The organism is Mucilaginibacter hurinus, from assembly GCF_003324525.1.
Lineage (GTDB): Bacteria > Bacteroidota > Bacteroidia > Sphingobacteriales > Sphingobacteriaceae > Mucilaginibacter > Mucilaginibacter hurinus.
Window position 1 is genome coordinate 378,288 of sequence record NZ_QGDC01000002.1, and the last position, 16,704, is coordinate 394,991.

Sequence of the window (16,704 nt, forward strand, 5' to 3'; positions counted from 1 at the left end):
AACAATCTAAAAATTATTATCATCTGCAGACGGGCCGTAAATTGAAGGCACCTTTATACCCTTAAGCCGCATGTAGACCGTTAACTGACCGCGATGATGAACCATATGATTGACCGTCATTTCAATATGCACGCGTTTGGGCGCGCTAAACACTACTTTACCATTGGCCTTCAACTCAAATGTTTCGTCAAGGTCGTTATTTTTTACACGAGCTAAAGCTGCCTGCGCCTTTTGCACATTATCGTTAAAGTGCGCTACCAACTCATCGCTTGTATTTGCCTGAAAGTGCGGATAGGTAACAAAATCAATTTCTGTGGCTTCTATCATGGAGGCTATCCATAAAGGTATCTCGGCGGTTAAATGAGTAAGGTACCCCAATGGCATCGATGTTTCGTGCGGTTTCCACCCCCATTCTGATTCCGGAATACGTTCTATACATTTTCTTGTAGCGCCTGTTTCGGCTTCAAGTTCTTTTGCGAAGGCTTGTGCAAAGGTGATATCGTCCATAATAATATCGTTGGCTATTATTATGGTTTACAAATATCCTGTTATCATTGTTTGCGCTGATTGGTCTGATCAGAGGATTTTCAGAATACCTGATCTTTATGAAAGAGCGGACTTTGGAATCCCGAGTATCATCTTCTTTTGAAAGTGCAGGGGTAAGACTTTTAATTACACGCTAAACAAATATTTAACCTTTACCCCTGCTATACTGTTAATCCGACTGATAACTATGTTAACCTGCGTTTTACGTACAGATAATGACATCATGCACTGGTTATCAAACTGCTGATTTAGCACAGTAACATCGTTTTCTTTAATTATTCGCATCACATCGTTCATTTGCGTATACTCAAACTCAAGGCTATACACGTCGTTTACTGTTTTTTTAACAACAGCAAGTTTATTCAGCGCATCTTCAGTAGCCGATTTGTATGCGTTTATCAGGCCGGGCACACCTAACAAGGTGCCCCCAAAGTAACGTACAACCACTACCACCAGGTTGGTTAAATCACGCGATAACAGGGTATTAAGTATAGGCCGGCCGGCAGTTCCCGACGGCTCGCCATCATCGTTAACCCTAAAAACCGAACGATCAGGCGTAAGCCGCATGGCCCAGCAGTGATGTACTGCTTTAGGGTGCGCTTTTTTTAAAGCTGCAACCAGTTCTTTAACTTCAGTGTCTGACTTTACGGGATACGCAAAACTTAAGAACTTGCTGCCGCGATCTGCAAACAATCCTTCCCCCGGTTCTTCGATAGTCAAATAGGTATCTTCAAAAAGCATACTAAACGGCAGTATTTGTAATTATCCGTACACTGTCAGCACCTATCATTACTCCGGATACATGGTGGCCAGATATCTCAGGCGCTTTCATACCTCTAAGCAAATCGCCGCTGCCGGTGAATATCCGTGCTTCATCCCACAAGCCGGCTTCAATAAATGTATTCAGTGTATAAACTCCGCCTTCAATAATAACAGATTGCACATCCTGCAGGTACAACTGGTACAATATATACTGCGGTACAAAACGGTCAAAATCTTCCAGGGCAATGTATTTTATCTTACCGTCCACGTCTGTTCTATGGTCGTTAAATACAATCGTTTCTACCGATTGATCAAACACATGCAATTCCCGGCTTAATTCCAACCGCCGATCTATTACCACCCGCTTTGGCGAACGCCCCTTCCAAAACCGGGTGTTCAGCTGCGGGTTGTCAATTGCAACTGTATTCTTACCAACCAATATCGCGTCTTCCTCGGCGCGCCATTTGTGTACGAGTTTGCGCGCTTCGGTGCCGGTTATCCAGTACTGGCATTTATCAGCCGGCGCAAAATAGCCGTCGCGCGTTTGCGCCCACTTTAAAATTATATACGGGCGGTGTTTTTGAACCTTAGTAAAAAAACGGCGGTTTAACCACTGACACTCGGCTTCCATTATGCCGGTAGTTACATCAATACCCGCTTCAAGCAGTTTTTCAATGCCCTTGCCATCTACCTGTGTAAATGGGTCGCGGCAGCCTATAACCACACGCGGTATGTGATGTTTAATGATGAGGTCGGCACATGGGGGTGTTTTTCCGTAATGCGCACATGGTTCGAGCGATACGTAAATTGTGGCCTGTGCCAGTAATTCGGCATAATTTAAGTAATTGGAAATTACCTGGTTAATGGCATTTACCTCCGCATGTGCTTCGCCATATCTTTGATGGTAACCCTCGCCTATTATTTTTCCGTCGTGTACAATAACAGCACCTACCATTGGGTTCGGGCTAACCGCGCCTGCCCCTAGTTCAGCAAGTTGCAAACAGCGTTGCATATATTTTTCATGCGTTGGCATGGTGCAAAAGTAGCTTTTATGTTACTTTGTTGCATGGAAACTGTAAAGGATGTGTTCGATAATTTCAGGGAAGGGCTGGCAGGGCTGTATGAGGTAAAAGAGATTGAAGCTATTGCGCTTTCTGTATTAACAAACCTCACACAACAATCTAAAGCCTCCATCAAGGCATTTCCCGAAAATAAATTAGCGGTAGAGTTGTTAGCTCAACTGTATTCCATATTAACTGAATTGGAAACCGGCAAACCCTTGCAGTATATTTTAGGTGAGTCGGAGTTTTACGGTTTAAAGTTTGCAGTAAACCCGTCAGTATTAATACCACGACCGGAGACAGAGGAACTTGTGGAGTGGCTGTTAGGCTCAGTAAAATCACAACAAGGCGTGTTCAACGCTGACAATACCCCTTATAATCATGCTCCGCGAATCCTCGACATAGGTACCGGCAGCGGCTGTATCGCTATCAGTTTAAAAAAAAATCTGCCCCAGGCAACGGTGGTTGCAATTGATATATCACCCGAAGCACTGGTAACCGCCAAGCAAAATGCAGCAATAAATAGTGTAGAAGTTGACTTTGTGCAGGCGGACATATTGAACACTAAATCCGGACCTGGAACCGATTTAATTGCCGGCACAAAATATCACGTAATAGTAAGCAACCCGCCATACGTTACACCAGCCGATAAGCGGCAGATGCACATAAATGTAACAGAGTTTGAACCCCACGCTGCCTTGTTTGTACCCGAGAACGATCCGCTGCTGTTTTACAAAGCTATAGCTGATTTTGCCATAAAGGGCCTTAACGAAAACGGCTTGTTGTTTTTTGAAATTAACGAAAGTTATGGTAAAGAAACAGTAGATATGTTACATGATAAATTATTTAAAAACATTGAGTTAAGAAACGACATGAGTGGCAGACCCAGGATGGTGAAGGCGAATGTATAAAACAGATTACTCCATTTAGATTAGCAAAATGTCTGCGATGAACATCACCTAATTTTTCAAGTGTAGAAAAGTCAATTTTGGAAACGCCCCGGTGTTAGAAATTCCGATACTAGTTCCTTGGATGAAACTGTATAATAGTACTTTTTAAATATTCCCTGTCTAAATGCGTATATATCTCGGTAGTAGTAATGCTTTCGTGCCCCAGCATTTCCTGCACGGCACGCAAGTCTGCGCCACCTTCTACCAGGTGCGTAGCAAATGAGTGCCTGAAAGTGTGTGGGCTGATGGTCTTTTTTACACCGGCTAACGCCGCCAGTTCTTTTATTATCATAAATATATAAACCCGGCTTAGCCTGCTTCCGCGGCGGTTTAGAAATACCAGGTCTTCCTCCCCTTTCTTTACCGGAACGTGCACCCGCACTTCATTTATCCATAACTGTAATGCCTTAACGGCTGCACCACCGATAGGCACCAACCGCTCTTTACTGCCTTTTCCGGTAACTTTTATAAATTCAATATCTAGGTATAAGTTTGAAAGCTTTAATTCGGTTAACTCCGACACCCGCAGGCCGCAGCCATACAACACCTCTAAAATAGCTTTATTACGCGTTCCTTCCGGTTTAGAAAGATCGATGGCCGCAATAATGCGATTGATATCATCGTAACCCAATGTATCGGGCAACTTTCGTGCAATTTTAGGCGACTCCAGCAATTCTGAAGGATCAACCTTAATCACATCATCCATCAACAGGTATTTGTAAAAAGCTTTAATGCCGGATAAAATACGAGCCTGTGAGGATGGTATCATCCCCAGTTCATTTACCCAGTTAATAAACCGGCGCAGATCGGCGAGTGTAATTGTTTCAGGTTTCAAATCAGTATCGCCGGCAAACTGCGCCAGCTTTTCGATATCGCGGCTGTAAGCTTCGATAGAGTTGGGCGCCAGCGAACGCTCAAGCTTTAAGTAACTCTGAAAACCTTTTATTGCCGATTGCCAGTTCAATGGAATTTTACTTTTATTATTTTATAACTAAGTTTGAGCTAATGAATATACAAATAATCAACGGCCCTAATTTAAACCTGCTTGGCGTGCGCGAACCATCTGTTTACGGCGACACTACTTTTGAGGCCTACCTTGAACAGTTACGTACCCGCTATGCAAACATCACTATAAATTACTACCAAAGTAATGTTGAGGGCGAAATTATTAATAAACTTCACGAGGTGGGATTCAGCTACGATGGTGTTCTATTAAACGCCGGCGCTTATACCCATACATCAGTAGCTATTGCTGATGCCATTGCGGCCATTAACACCCCGGTGATTGAAGTGCATATATCAAACGTATACAAACGCGAGGAGTTCAGGCACCATTCGCATTTATCAAAAAACTGCAAGGGTATAATTGTCGGCTTCGGCATGGATGGTTACAGGTTGGGCATTGAAAGTCTGCTTGATAAATAGTTACCCGGCCAGACCAGGATATATGTATCCCTAACACGCTGAGCGTTATGGATGCGCCGCCACCCATACTTCGCCATCTTCAAAAACTTCCTTCTTCCAGATGGGTACAGTTTGTTTAAGGGTATCAATAATATAGCGGCATGCCTCGAAAGCAGCATCACGATGTGCTGCCGAAACTGCTATTATTACCGGCACCTCACCTACCTGTAAAACACCCGTACGGTGATGCACCAATACCCTTTGCACGGGCCATTTTGCAAAAGCCTGTTGTACTATCTTTTCGAGTTCCTTTTTAGCCATTGCATGGTAAGCTTCAAACTCCAGCCGCACAACCTGCTTACCTTTGGTGGCATTGCGTACAGTGCCTATAAATAAATCTATCCCCCCGCAGTCGGGCGACATTACCCAGTTGATACAAAAGCTTATATCAAGCGTGTCTTCGAGCAATTTAATATCCGCTACCATTACATGAATAATTTTACCGCAACTTCAAAAACAACTAATACTAAGCGTTCATATCAAGCCATTCCTTCATACCACCTTCCAGCGAATACAATTCCGCATCAGGCATCTTACGTTTCACCAGCTCTACCGCATCCCCGCTCCTTTTGCCTGAAGCGCAGTAGAAAACAGTTTTAGCGTCCGGATTAATCTGATGCAGATTTTCCGCCAATTCATGGAGCGGTATGTGCTTGCCGCCAATGTCAAATGCATTACGCTCTTCAGCTGTACGCACATCAATCAAATCAATTTCGTTATTTATTAATGCCGCTTTTAACGCGCCGGCTGTCATAACAGGTGTAGCACATGTGCCTTGCAAAGCTGTTATTGCTGTTGTGGTAACCGTGCCTGTTTTTATAACGCGGCTTTGCATAACCAAGGCGTCAAACAACAGCACTTTACCTTTAAGCAACTCGCCAGTGTTGGTAATATACTTGAGCACCTCATTCGCTTGCAAACAACCTATAACGCCTGCCAGGGTGGGTATTACGCCTCCCTCGGTACAATTGGGTATCTGTGCCGCGTTAACCCGCGGATAAAGGTCGCGGTAGTTGGGTGAGCGCGAGCCATCACTGTTTTCAACATTCCACACTGCTACCTGTCCCTCAAATTGGTATATGGCGCCATATACCAAAGGTTTTCCGCTCAAAACACATGCGTCATTAAGCAGGTAACGTGTACCAAAGTTGTCTGTACAATCCACCACAATGTCGTATTGTTCAATAATGTCCAGCGCGTTTTCATCCGTTATTCGTGCATATGGCATAAGCAGCACCGCAGGATTTTGCTTATGCAGATGCTCGCAGGCAACTTTTGCTTTATTTTCTCCAATATCAGCAGGCCCAAACAATATCTGCCTGTGCAAATTACCAACCGTAACATTATCAAAATCAGCCAGCCCGATTGTACCTACGCCCGCGGCTGTTAAATACTGCGCTACCGGGCATCCTAATCCACCCACACCTACAATAAGTACTTTAGCATGCTTTAACAGCAACTGCGCGCCTTCACCAAAACCCGGGAGCGCCATCTGGCAGGTATATCTCAACAGATCGGCATTCATTGGTCAGTAACTATCTTTTTGTTGAACAATACGCTTAACCCGCTCCAGTTCCTCCGGTGTATTAACATTGGTTAATGTATTGGGGTCAGGAGTATTTAACAGAATAACATCACTATTTATAAGCACCTTTCGCGGACACGAATAGCCCTGGGCCAGGTAAGCCAATAACACAGGATAGCTTTTTGGCTCCCATATGGTTATCAGCGGTTCGGGAAAATCATCAACAGCGCTGTTAAACGCTGTAGCTATGGATGCCGCGTTGCGGTGCCGCACAAGGTATGCCAATGTGTCCTTATCTAACAAAGGCAGGTCGGTGGCTACTACCAGCCAGGCACTATCCGGTTGTTCCCTGAAAGCTGATAGTATAGCGCCCGTAGGCCCCAAGTCGACAAAGGTATCTTCGAGCGTAGCGTACTCGCTTTTTATTTCGTCTTTTTGCACTGATCGGCATGATATAAAAACCTCATCACAAAAAGGTTTTAATAGTTCAGCCAGGTGGTAACGCTGTTCCCTTCCGTGCCAGTGTACTGTACCTTTATCGTAACCCATGCGCACACTTTTACCACCGGCCAATACCAGGCCATTAAGTTTCGGCTTAGCTTGTTGTAATTTCTCCCTAAAAAAATTCTGTATTGCCTCTGCATCATCCATACGACAAACTGGCACCGCTGCTATCCCGGGAATACCTTCAAGCAAAAAATCAAACACTTCTGTAGTACTCTCCGATAGTAAAATCAGTTCTACATTAGTGAGTTGTTTTACCCGCTTTTGCAGCGAAGCTCTTTTATTTTCATCTACTATTACCACTTGAGCCTTGGCCAACTGATGGTTGCCATTCACTAACACGATATCTGCTTCGGCAAATTGCTGCCTTAAGTCAAAGGGGCTGAGTTCGCGGGTATAATTAAATTGCCGGTAATTAACCTGATCAGTGTATTCAAGGCTTGCACCGCCGGCCAAACGCCCGGGTAGCAACGTGATATCGTCATTATGTGAAGTATCGGCGTACGCGCATCTGTAAACCGGTGAAAGATATCTTATAATATCATCTGCCAGCAATTTAATAACGGTGCAATGCGAACCAACTATAGACCATTCGTTACGGCCAAAACTGCCCATTGCCGGCCGTGCGATAGCCGCATGTTTTTTATGTTCTTTTGAAATCACGTTTACCCCCGGTTTTTTCAACAAGTCGAGTTTCTTTTATAACGATATCATGACTCATCGCCTTGCACATATCATATACGGTGAGCGCCGCTATGGATGCACCGACGAGGGCCTCCATTTCTACGCCTGTTTTGGCTGTAATAGTAGCGGTGCATTCAATAACCATCTCCTGCTGATCGTTAATTTTTATAGCGATAGTGCAATTATCAAGCCCTAAAGGATGGCAAAGCGGTATTAGTTCGCCGGTTTTTTTCGCAGCCATAATGCCTGCTATAATGGCGGTTTGAAATACGGGCCCCTTTTTAGTTTGCAGGTCGGCGCCTGTCAACAGCCGCATCACTTCGTCAGGCAGGCTTACAATACTGCGCGCCACGGCGGTGCGGCGCGAAACTTGCTTTTCGCCCACATCAACCATGGTTGGGTTTCCTTTATCATCTATATGGCTTAACATATTATTTTAGGTTATGCTGTTAAAAGATTTTACTGAAAATTTTTATTGATTAGAAGCATGATCTGACTCAAATTAAATAAGTTATGTAATAATCTATGTGTTTTATGATTGTCAAAACCTTTAAAGGATATTCCTTGGAATCAAGTACTATATATCGGTGATATCAAATGTATTTTATAAACCTCCCCCTTTTTAAACTCATTCTTATCTGCCGGCAACTCCATAAAGGCGTTAACATCTGCCAAGTTAGCAAAATCGCCGGAGCCATTGCCCGCAACCGGGATTGCCACCAGTTGTGCCCGGGTATTCACCTCTAATTTAACTTGTAAAAAATAGTTTAACGCCGGATTAAAAGTAAGATCATTATCCAGTACAGCATACAAGGCCTCACCCCCGGGCATACCCAAGGTAGCCCGTAGCCAGGGTAAAAAATAACGGTGTGTGCATAAAAATACCGCCACCGGGTTACCGGGAAATGCAAATACCGGAATCCCCTGTTCGCTACGGCCAAACCAAAAAGGTTTTCCGGGCCGCTGTGATACTTTATGAAAAAGTTTTTCTACCTGCAATTCCTCAAGCACTTTTGGCAGGTAGTCGAATTTACCTGCGGATACGCCGCCGCTTAATATAATACCGTCGTAATGATAAAGCGCATCCTGCAGTTTGTCTTTCATTTTATCCGGATCATCCGGTAAATGCAGCATACCGCACGTTACACCGTGCTGCCGCAAAATAGCCTGTATGGTATAGCTATTGGATTGCCGTACCTGGAACGGCGCCGGCACCGCATTAACCGGAACCAACTCGTCGCCCGTAGAAACGATAGCAATGCGGGGGACTTTTTTTACGCGAACTTCCGTTTCGCCAACAGAGGCAATCAAACTTACCAACGCAGGCGTAATCATCTGCCCCGGTACAGCCAATATATCGCCTTGTTTCCTGTCGCTGCCCTGCAAATGTACATTTTGCCCGTACTTTACCTTAACTGCCTGCAGCGTGGCTATGCCATTTTTTATTATAAGATCCTCATATCGTATAACCGTATCTGCAGTTATTGGCAAAGACGCGCCTGTCATTATCTCAACACATTCATCCGGCTGTTCAATATTTACAGGCATGTCTCCTGCAGCTTGGGTTGCTCTTACTGTAAAGGTGCTTATGCCCCTTTCAATAGCCTCGTACCGGATGGCTATGCCATCCATTGTTACACGGTTATAAGGCGGGAAATCGCGGTCGGCCTTGATGTTTTCAAACAATACGCGGCCTGCGGCTTCGTCAAACATCACTATTTCTGCGCCGTAATCTCCGGCGTTAGCCAGTATTATTTTTTCAGCTTCTTCAACTGTTATCATAAGTAATTGATTAACCGCCGATAGCGGCCATTGATTCGTGAATACCCCGGGTAAGCGTTCGCGCCCTTTCGGCCTCCCAACCGTCCCGCGCACGCTTATTAACCGCATCCAGTAATAGTTGCTTTATCTGCTCATTATTAAGGCCGGCGCGCAACTTATCCTTAATATTCAGCACGCCATCGTCATACAGGCAATTCTTTAATTCGCCCTGCGGCGTAATTCTAAGGCGGTTACAGGTGCCGCAAAATGTACGGGAGTAAGCGGCAATAACACCCACATTGCCCTTGTGCCCAAGCACATGATAATTAGCAGAAGTAGAATACGCAGGGTCCTGTATTTTTCGTAGTAAAGGAAATGCTTCCCTTATTTCATGCAAAATACGCAGGTGATTCCACTCCAGGCCCTTATACGTATGGTCATCGCCGTTAAAAGGCATTTCTTCAATAAAACGTACACTTACCGGAAGTTCCCTGGTTAGTTGAACCAGCGGTATAATATCCTGGGTGTTTTGCCCATCCATCACCACGGCGTTTATCTTTACGTCTATATCATGCTCCAGCAGTTCATCCAATGTATGCATCACCTTAGCAAATTCATTACGACGGGTTATAGCGAAAAAACGATTGCTATCAAGCGTGTCCAGGCTCAGGTTTACCGACTTAATGCCTATTTGCTTTAATTTGGGCACCAGGGGCGCAGTTAACACGCCATTAGTAGTAATGCTTAACTCATCTAAGCCATCCAGCCTTGATAGGGCTGTCAAAAACCGCAACATATCACGGCGAACAAACGGCTCGCCGCCGGTTATGCGAATCTTTTGCACGCCCATGCTTACCAATAAAGTACAGGTGCGCAGCATTTCTTCATAACTCATCAACTCCTTGCGCTCAAGCCAATCCAGGCCATGCTCGGGCATGCAATAAAAACAGCGCAGGTTGCACCTGTCTGTAACCGCGAGGCGCAGGTAATTGATAGTACGGCCATGATTGTCTGTAAGCAACGGTTTTCTATTTGTGAAAACAAAAATATGAATTTTAAAAGCCGCTAAATGTCACAAAAGTGTGCAGTACATTATTTACACCGGAGCCGAACGACCGGAAGAAAGAAAAAATCCCGCTAATTGCTTAGCAGGATTCTTCTTTAAAGTTGTATTACCAAATTCTACGTGTCTATATACTGTAGTTTGAGCGCTTTTTTGGTAAAAACAAAATCACTGTTGCTACCGATTGCGAGACACTTGCGATCAATGTTAGCGTGAATGCAGTTATGCTCAGACTATAAATAACCGGCAATGATATTACCGTAAGAGGCAAACCTATAATTGTAAAAACTAATAGCACCCATTTCATCCCGCTATATGCCGGAATAAGATAAGCTACGATACACGCAACTGCTACATTAAATGCAGCAATTTGGTATTGCACTACCGATACGTGTTCTTGTTCTGGAAACAAAAAACAATTTATGCCCCAGATTAAACCAGACACAGCATATAATATAGAGGCTGTTGTGGAATTTGTATTTTTCACCCATCGAATAAGGTTATTTCACCGAAAACTTATAAACCGTATGTGTTTTATAAACCTGCCCAGGTTTTAACAATGTTGACGGAAACTTAGGTTGGTTAGGCGAATCAGGAAAATGCTGTGTTTCTAAAGCAAATGAGGTGCGGAAAACGTCCGGCTTGCCGTATTTAATAATGTTTTTACCCTCCATAAAGTTACCGCTGTAAAATTGCAAACCCGGCTCAACAGTGTATATCTGCATGGTTATGCCGCTTAAATCGCCCGTAACCGTAGCTATGGGCTTTTTATCATCGTGTTGATTTAATACATAGTTATGATCATAGCCCTTACCCGCTTTTAACTGCTCGTTGTCAACACCAATGCGCTTGCCGATAGTGGTTGGTTTGGTAAAGTCGAACGGGGTACCTGTTACTTTAGCTATCTCACCGGTAGGTATCAGGGTATTATCAACAGGTATGTAGTTATCGGCATCAATTTGAAGGGTGTGGTTTAAAATATCGCCCGACCCTGAACCATTAAGATTGTAAAACGCATGGTTGGTTAGGTTAACAACGGTTGTTTTATCGGTAGTTGCTTCATAGCTTACTTTAACAGCATTATCGTCTGTAAGCTGATAGGTTACTTTTACGTTTAAGTTACCAGGGTAACCCTCCTCCATATCTTTTGAGAGATAGCTAAGCTCCAGCGTTGCCGGGTCAATTTGCTTACCATCCCACATTACATAATGGAAACCTTTTGAACCGCCATGCAGCGTATTAGGGCCATTGTTTAGCGACGATGTATATTCTTTTCCCTCGATGGTGAACTTGCCTTTGGCTAAGCGGTTGCCATAGCGGCCGATAGTTGCGCCATAGTATGGTTCTGTAGATTTTTCAAATCCTTCCACACTTTCCGGACCGACGATAACGTCGGTCATCCTGCCGTTTTTATCGGGTAGCAACAAGCTAACAATACGCCCGCCGTAGTTAGTTATAGCTGCCTGAACGCCGTTTTTGTTTTTTAAAACGTACAGCTTCACTTCTTTGCCATCGATTGTTTTTTTAAAGGCTGAATCTGCCGGCAATGCTGCCAGCGTGGTGCTATCGGTCATGGTTTCGGTAGTTTTTGATGCCTGCTGATTGCAGGCTGTCAAATATACTGCACTAAAAGGCAATATCATTACCAATGTTTTTAAATATTGACGCATGGTTTGACTTTGTTATTTATTTTCCGTTTAATTTCTTTATCAGGTCAACCTCTTCCTGCCTGTAAGGCGTGCCATCTTTGCGAAACACTTCATGAAACCATACCTCAGGTTCGCTTCCGTCAGGTATCGGCTTGTTCCATGCATACTTGGTATTTGTTTTACCATCAACCAGGCCCCAGTTTATCGCACCAACGTTTTCGCGCTTAAGCATAGGCATGCTGTTTAAAAACGTGCTGTTGTTAGTACGTGCCATGTACTCGGTGCAAATCATCGGCCTGCCATGTGATTTAAGCATTTGCAAAACGCGCAGGTGCTTGTCGGGGTCTTCATAGTCATGATAGGTGATCACATCCGAGTTTAATGCCTGTACCGCATTAAGGTTCTGAAGGTCCCAACGCCATAAACCAATGCTCAATGGCTGTTCAGGATTTACCGCGCGTGCCCAGGTTATTACTTTCACCAGCAACGGCATTGAAGCATCAAACTTTTTTGTATTTCCCGGCTCATTGTATAAATCCCACAGCAATATGCGCTTGTCGCTTTTAAATGACGTTAATACATCAGTAACGTAATTTTTTAAAAAGGCGAAGTCCTCTTCCTTAGTTACGATATAACCCGGATCCTGTGCCCATCCGGAGTTATGCTTACCTGTTACCGGCGCAGGTTGCTTGCCAATTTTAGGGTCAGGATTCCAGCAATCGTCAAAAAAAACAAATAAGGTTTTTATTTTATGCTTATCCGCTATGGCCAGATAGCTATTCATACGTTGCTTAAATCCTTTAGGATCTTGTTTCCAGGCAAGGCTGTGCAAGTATACCCTAACAGTATTAAAGCCAATATTCTCTGCCCAGCCCAGTTCTTTGTCAATAGTAGCGGCGTCAAAGGTATCTGCCTGCCACATCTCTAACTGGTTAATAGCTGTGCTGGGTATAAAATCAGCACCATTTAACCATTTGTATTGGTTATACCATGCGTGTGCTTTTTCTGCCGGCCATCTGCCCGGAATGATGGTTGGTACCTGTCCTTTTATAACCGTGTCTTTTGCTGCATCCTGCGCTTTTAGTCCGGTTACCGAAGCTGCAAGCAGTAACACAGCCAGCATTTTTTTATAGATTTTCATATAATTGGTTTTTAGATTACAGTGGCGATAATGCTTCTAATCGGCAGAAAAAGCATATAAACCGTTAAATATACAATTATTTCTTATCCAACAATTTTAACATATAAAACTGTTATTCAGTACTCATTAAGCGTATCTTAAAAATCCAGTTCTCCCTCGTTTATTACAGCGCTTTCGCAAATGTAGGTTGGTACAATACCTGTAGAGTGGATGTTAGCCTCGGCATCCTCAGCCAATGTGTTACCGGATAGCACCAAAACAGTGTCCAAACCAAATTTATTACCGCCAATAATATCGGTAAACAAGGTATCTCCCACCATTACAATTTCTTTTTTATTAATCGGTCTCCTGTCGCGTATAAGGTCATAAGCAAACATAAACATCTGTGAGTCAGGTTTACCAAAACGTATAAATTCTTTGCCCACGATATTTTCAACCATATTGGCAATGCTGCCAATAGCTACCGACACATCATTTACAGATAAGGGATAAGCGTAATCAGTATTAGCCACAATGGCGGGGATGGTACGCTTACGCAGTATGTTAACAGTTTTATTAATATCCTCAAACCAGTCAAACCCCTCATCATCCATAAAAACCACAGCGTTTACTTTATCAATGTTGGTGCTGTTAATTTCAGCTATTGATAAGGTTTGCCAGCGCTCGTTTTCAATGTAATGTGCCGACTCGGGCGTGCCCATAAAGGCCACAATACCGTCTTTAACTTTAAGATCCAGGTATTCCTTAGCCAGCATGCCTGAGGACACAATACGCTCGGGGTCGATTATATCAAGCCCATTCCGGTGATATGATTCGGCCAGTTGTGCCGGGCTGCGCGATGCATCGTTGGTAACAATATAATATTCCTTACCTTGTTCTTCAAGATACCGAAACGTCTTTTCTATACCTGGCACCAGGCCCTTATAATTTTTAAGCACCCCAAAGGCATCAAAAAACACTACCTGGTAGCGGTCAATAATTGAACGGAAATTATCTATATGCTTCATCTATTTCAAATTCAGTGCATCTATAATTTTCTCTGCGTTAAAATCCCTGTCTACCGAAGGCAGGTAAATATCAAAAGCCTCGGCCTGCAATTTTTTTGCATACTGCTCATGGAAAAAGTATTTACCATCTTTAATTACATAATTCAAAATGAAAAAACGATATGCCTCTTTCAAAAACCGAATCTCATCGGCTTTAAGCGGGTTGATTTTATGGTATTCCTGCAAAAACAATATAAAACGGTCTTCCATCATGGTATCAATTACATAACTGAAAACCGTACGATCGCCTATAGATGATACCACCCGGCTAAAAAAATAAAAATCGAGCACACGATAGCTCATCCTGAACCAATCGTAATCCCAGCGCGAATACAGCTCAAGATCGGGCGTTACCGAAAAGTTGCCAATGTTCCAATCAATGAAGACCGGTATAATCTCAAAGGTGTTCATCGAATATTTCGACCGGTTTTTTAAAAACTGCTCGCACTGGTATTTAATATAATCGGCCTGCATGCGGCTACCAAACGTTTTTTCATTAGTAGCCAATTGGTCAAGCAACTTGTTTATATCCGTACGCAGCGTTTTTGACGACTTTGGCAGCACATTTTTAACCCTTGAACAGGCTTTGTGAAATTTCCCTACCTGTTGCCCTAATTTTATAATATGCTCTTCTTCCAATTGCCTCGGCAGGCGGTCCATAATGCGGGTGGGATTGTAAAACACTACCCACGCATCAATTTTACGGTGCTTGTAATGATATATATATACCCGGTTATTTTTAAGTAATGATTTGGCCAGCAGGTTTTCAAACGGGTATAGCAGGTTATTTGAAAGGGAATGTATTAAACGGTGATCTTCCTTAAAATGCTCAAATTTACCGAAGTATGATAGTTTGGCGATGATGATATCGTCATCATCAAAAGTTATGCGGTATACGTGATTGGTAGAAACTTTGGCACTGATGTCATCAATAGTTTTTATGTTTTTTGAAGCATCATATCCCTCCCACGCCTTTTTTATTATAATTGAGTAGTCCATGCAGATTTATAATTCCTGATTGCAAAGGAAGTAACATTTTTCAATACTGGAATGGATTTACGCAATTTAAACCTATGTGTATCCGTCATTGCGAAGAATGAAGCAATTTTTACACATTAAGAGCCGATCAACAACTGGAATGTATAGCCGGAGATTGCTTCGTACCTCGCAATGACGCCTTTTTTAATGTTATATGATCTCAAAATACCTTTTCAACTCCCAATCACTCACGCTTTTAGCATACTGGCGATGCTCCCACAAGCGCGTATTGGTAAAATGGTCAACAAAAGCTTCGCCAAACAACTCTTTAGCCACAGACGAATTCTGCATGGCCATCGTGGCATCGTGCAGGTTACTATGTAAGCGTCCGTTACTCACATCCTGGTAACCATTGCCCTGGGTAGCAGCTATGTTAAGTGATAGCTTATGCTTTACGCCATATAAACCTGAGGCCAAAGACGCGGCTATCGCCAGATATGGGTTACTGTCAGATCCGGGTATGCGCATTTCAAGGCGCGTGTATTTTTCGTTGCTGTTTAAAATGCGTATGGCCGTGGTGCGATTATCTACACCCCACGTTATTGTTGTGGGTGCCCAAGCCCCTTCTACCAATCGTTTATAGCTATTGATGGTTGGCGCATACATGGGCAGTAAATGTGGCAGGCAGTATAGCTGACCTGCTAAATAATGCTTTAAAAGATCGCTCATATTTTGCTCATCATCAGCATTATAAAACAAGTTAGTTTTATAGGATTTATCCCAAAGGCTTTGATGTATATGCCCGCTGCAGCCGGGCAGGTCAGCATTCCATTTAGCCATAAAGGTAGCTGTTATGCCATGTATAGAGGCTATCTCTTTCACAGCAGCTTTAAACAACGCCGCTTTGTCTGCAGCGGCTAATGTATTATCGTGCGCAATGGCGGCCTCGTAAACGCCGGGACCCGTTTCGGTATGCAAGCCCTCAACGGGAATATTAAAACGGGTAAGCAAATCAAACAGATCGGTATAAAAAGCATTCTCTTGCGATGTGCGCAAGATAGAGTATCCAAACATTCCCGGTGTAAGTGGTTTCAGCTGGTTGAAACTCTTTTCTTGCAGGCTATGCGGCGTTTCACGGAAGTTGAACCATTCAAACTCCTGCGCAAACTCAGCGTGGTACCCCATTTCATCGCATTGTTTAATGATACGTTTTAATAAACTCCGCGGGCATGCCGACAAGTCATTTCCGTCTTCTTTGCTAAAGTCAGCCAGGAAAAAGGTGATATTTTCCTGCCAGGGAATATTCCGCATGGTAGCCAAATCAATCCGGCAATTTTTATCAGGGTAGCCGCTATGCCAACCAGTTAACTTTACATTGTCGTAAGCGGCATCATTTACATCCCAACCAAAAGCTACATCGCAAAAACCATAACCATCCTGCAGTCCGTCCAGAAGTTTTTCGGTACTAATGGTCTTTCCGCGCAAAACGCCGTCGATATCAGCGAAGGCGAATTTTACTTTTTGAATATCGTTCTCATTGATGTATGCAAGCAGTTGGTCTTTATTCATT

At 43.5% G+C, this 16,704-nt stretch carries 17 protein-coding genes; 2 read left to right on the plus strand and 15 right to left on the minus strand.

The features are described 5' to 3' along the window. Positions 1–6 precede the first annotated feature (6 nt). From DJ568_RS04845 to ribD, 3 genes are all read right to left on the minus strand, one after another. Positions 7–507 (minus strand): DinB family protein, encoded by a 501-nt coding sequence (locus tag DJ568_RS04845; RefSeq protein ID WP_114004114.1) that lies wholly within the window; start codon positions 505–507, stop codon positions 7–9. A gap of 165 nt (positions 508–672) precedes the next feature. Next, the gene (locus DJ568_RS04850; RefSeq protein WP_114004115.1) at positions 673–1,287 is read right to left on the minus strand and encodes an IMPACT family protein; all 615 of its coding nucleotides are present in this window, start codon (positions 1,285–1,287) and stop codon (positions 673–675) included. A gap of 1 nt (position 1,288) precedes the next feature. Continuing rightward, positions 1,289–2,341 (minus strand): bifunctional diaminohydroxyphosphoribosylaminopyrimidine deaminase/5-amino-6-(5-phosphoribosylamino)uracil reductase RibD, encoded by a 1,053-nt coding sequence (ribD, locus tag DJ568_RS04855; protein ID WP_114004116.1) that lies wholly within the window; start codon positions 2,339–2,341, stop codon positions 1,289–1,291. 33 nt (positions 2,342–2,374) lie between these two features. Between ribD and prmC the strand changes: the two genes are divergently transcribed. Beyond that, a complete protein-coding gene (gene prmC / locus DJ568_RS04860) occupies positions 2,375–3,280 on the plus strand; it encodes a peptide chain release factor N(5)-glutamine methyltransferase (RefSeq protein ID WP_114004117.1) in 906 nt (301 codons plus the stop codon). A gap of 109 nt (positions 3,281–3,389) precedes the next feature. On the opposite strand, the gene xerD is transcribed toward prmC, so the two are convergent. Then, on the minus strand, positions 3,390–4,283 hold the full coding sequence (gene xerD / locus DJ568_RS04865) for a site-specific tyrosine recombinase XerD (protein WP_114004118.1): 894 nt from the start codon (positions 4,281–4,283) through the stop codon (positions 3,390–3,392). A 41-nt stretch (positions 4,284–4,324) separates the two neighbouring features. Between xerD and aroQ the strand changes: the two genes are divergently transcribed. After that, the gene (aroQ, locus tag DJ568_RS04870; protein ID WP_114004302.1) at positions 4,325–4,744 is read left to right on the plus strand and encodes a type II 3-dehydroquinate dehydratase; all 420 of its coding nucleotides are present in this window, start codon (positions 4,325–4,327) and stop codon (positions 4,742–4,744) included. Between the two features lie 45 nt (positions 4,745–4,789). Here the strand turns inward: aroQ and DJ568_RS04875 are convergent, their stop codons facing one another. The 11 genes from DJ568_RS04875 to DJ568_RS04930 all read right to left on the minus strand — a co-directional run bounded on the left by DJ568_RS04875 (position 4,790) and on the right by DJ568_RS04930 (position 16,703). Beyond that, the gene (locus DJ568_RS04875; protein WP_114004119.1) at positions 4,790–5,209 is read right to left on the minus strand and encodes a molybdenum cofactor biosynthesis protein MoaE; all 420 of its coding nucleotides are present in this window, start codon (positions 5,207–5,209) and stop codon (positions 4,790–4,792) included. Between the two features lie 40 nt (positions 5,210–5,249). Further along, entirely contained in the window at positions 5,250–6,308 is a 1,059-nt protein-coding gene (locus DJ568_RS04880; protein WP_114004120.1) for a HesA/MoeB/ThiF family protein, read from the minus strand. A 3-nt stretch (positions 6,309–6,311) separates the two neighbouring features. After that, the gene (locus DJ568_RS04885; protein ID WP_199560867.1) at positions 6,312–7,475 is read right to left on the minus strand and encodes an NTP transferase domain-containing protein; all 1,164 of its coding nucleotides are present in this window, start codon (positions 7,473–7,475) and stop codon (positions 6,312–6,314) included. Beyond that, complete coding sequence (moaC, locus tag DJ568_RS04890) at positions 7,456–7,926, minus strand: cyclic pyranopterin monophosphate synthase MoaC (protein ID WP_114004121.1); 471 nt, start codon at positions 7,924–7,926, stop codon at positions 7,456–7,458. Before moaC ends, DJ568_RS04885 begins: the two co-directional genes overlap by 20 nt. A gap of 140 nt (positions 7,927–8,066) precedes the next feature. Next, entirely contained in the window at positions 8,067–9,278 is a 1,212-nt protein-coding gene (locus DJ568_RS04895) for a molybdopterin molybdotransferase MoeA (protein ID WP_114004122.1), read from the minus strand. A 10-nt stretch (positions 9,279–9,288) separates the two neighbouring features. Continuing rightward, positions 9,289–10,278, minus strand: coding sequence for a GTP 3',8-cyclase MoaA (gene moaA / locus DJ568_RS04900; protein ID WP_114004123.1), 990 nt, complete (start codon positions 10,276–10,278; stop codon positions 9,289–9,291). Between the two features lie 542 nt (positions 10,279–10,820). Further along, entirely contained in the window at positions 10,821–11,990 is a 1,170-nt protein-coding gene (locus tag DJ568_RS04910) for an aldose epimerase family protein (protein ID WP_114004125.1), read from the minus strand. Between the two features lie 16 nt (positions 11,991–12,006). Next, complete coding sequence (locus DJ568_RS04915) at positions 12,007–13,110, minus strand: glycoside hydrolase family 2 TIM barrel-domain containing protein (protein WP_233496627.1); 1,104 nt, start codon at positions 13,108–13,110, stop codon at positions 12,007–12,009. Between the two features lie 137 nt (positions 13,111–13,247). Further along, a complete protein-coding gene (locus DJ568_RS04920) occupies positions 13,248–14,117 on the minus strand; it encodes a TIGR01459 family HAD-type hydrolase (protein ID WP_114004126.1) in 870 nt (289 codons plus the stop codon). Further along, a complete protein-coding gene (locus DJ568_RS04925) occupies positions 14,118–15,155 on the minus strand; it encodes a hypothetical protein (RefSeq protein WP_114004127.1) in 1,038 nt (345 codons plus the stop codon). A gap of 189 nt (positions 15,156–15,344) precedes the next feature. Further along, on the minus strand, positions 15,345–16,703 hold the full coding sequence (locus DJ568_RS04930) for a glutamine synthetase family protein (RefSeq protein ID WP_114004128.1): 1,359 nt from the start codon (positions 16,701–16,703) through the stop codon (positions 15,345–15,347). Position 16,704 lies beyond the last annotated feature (1 nt).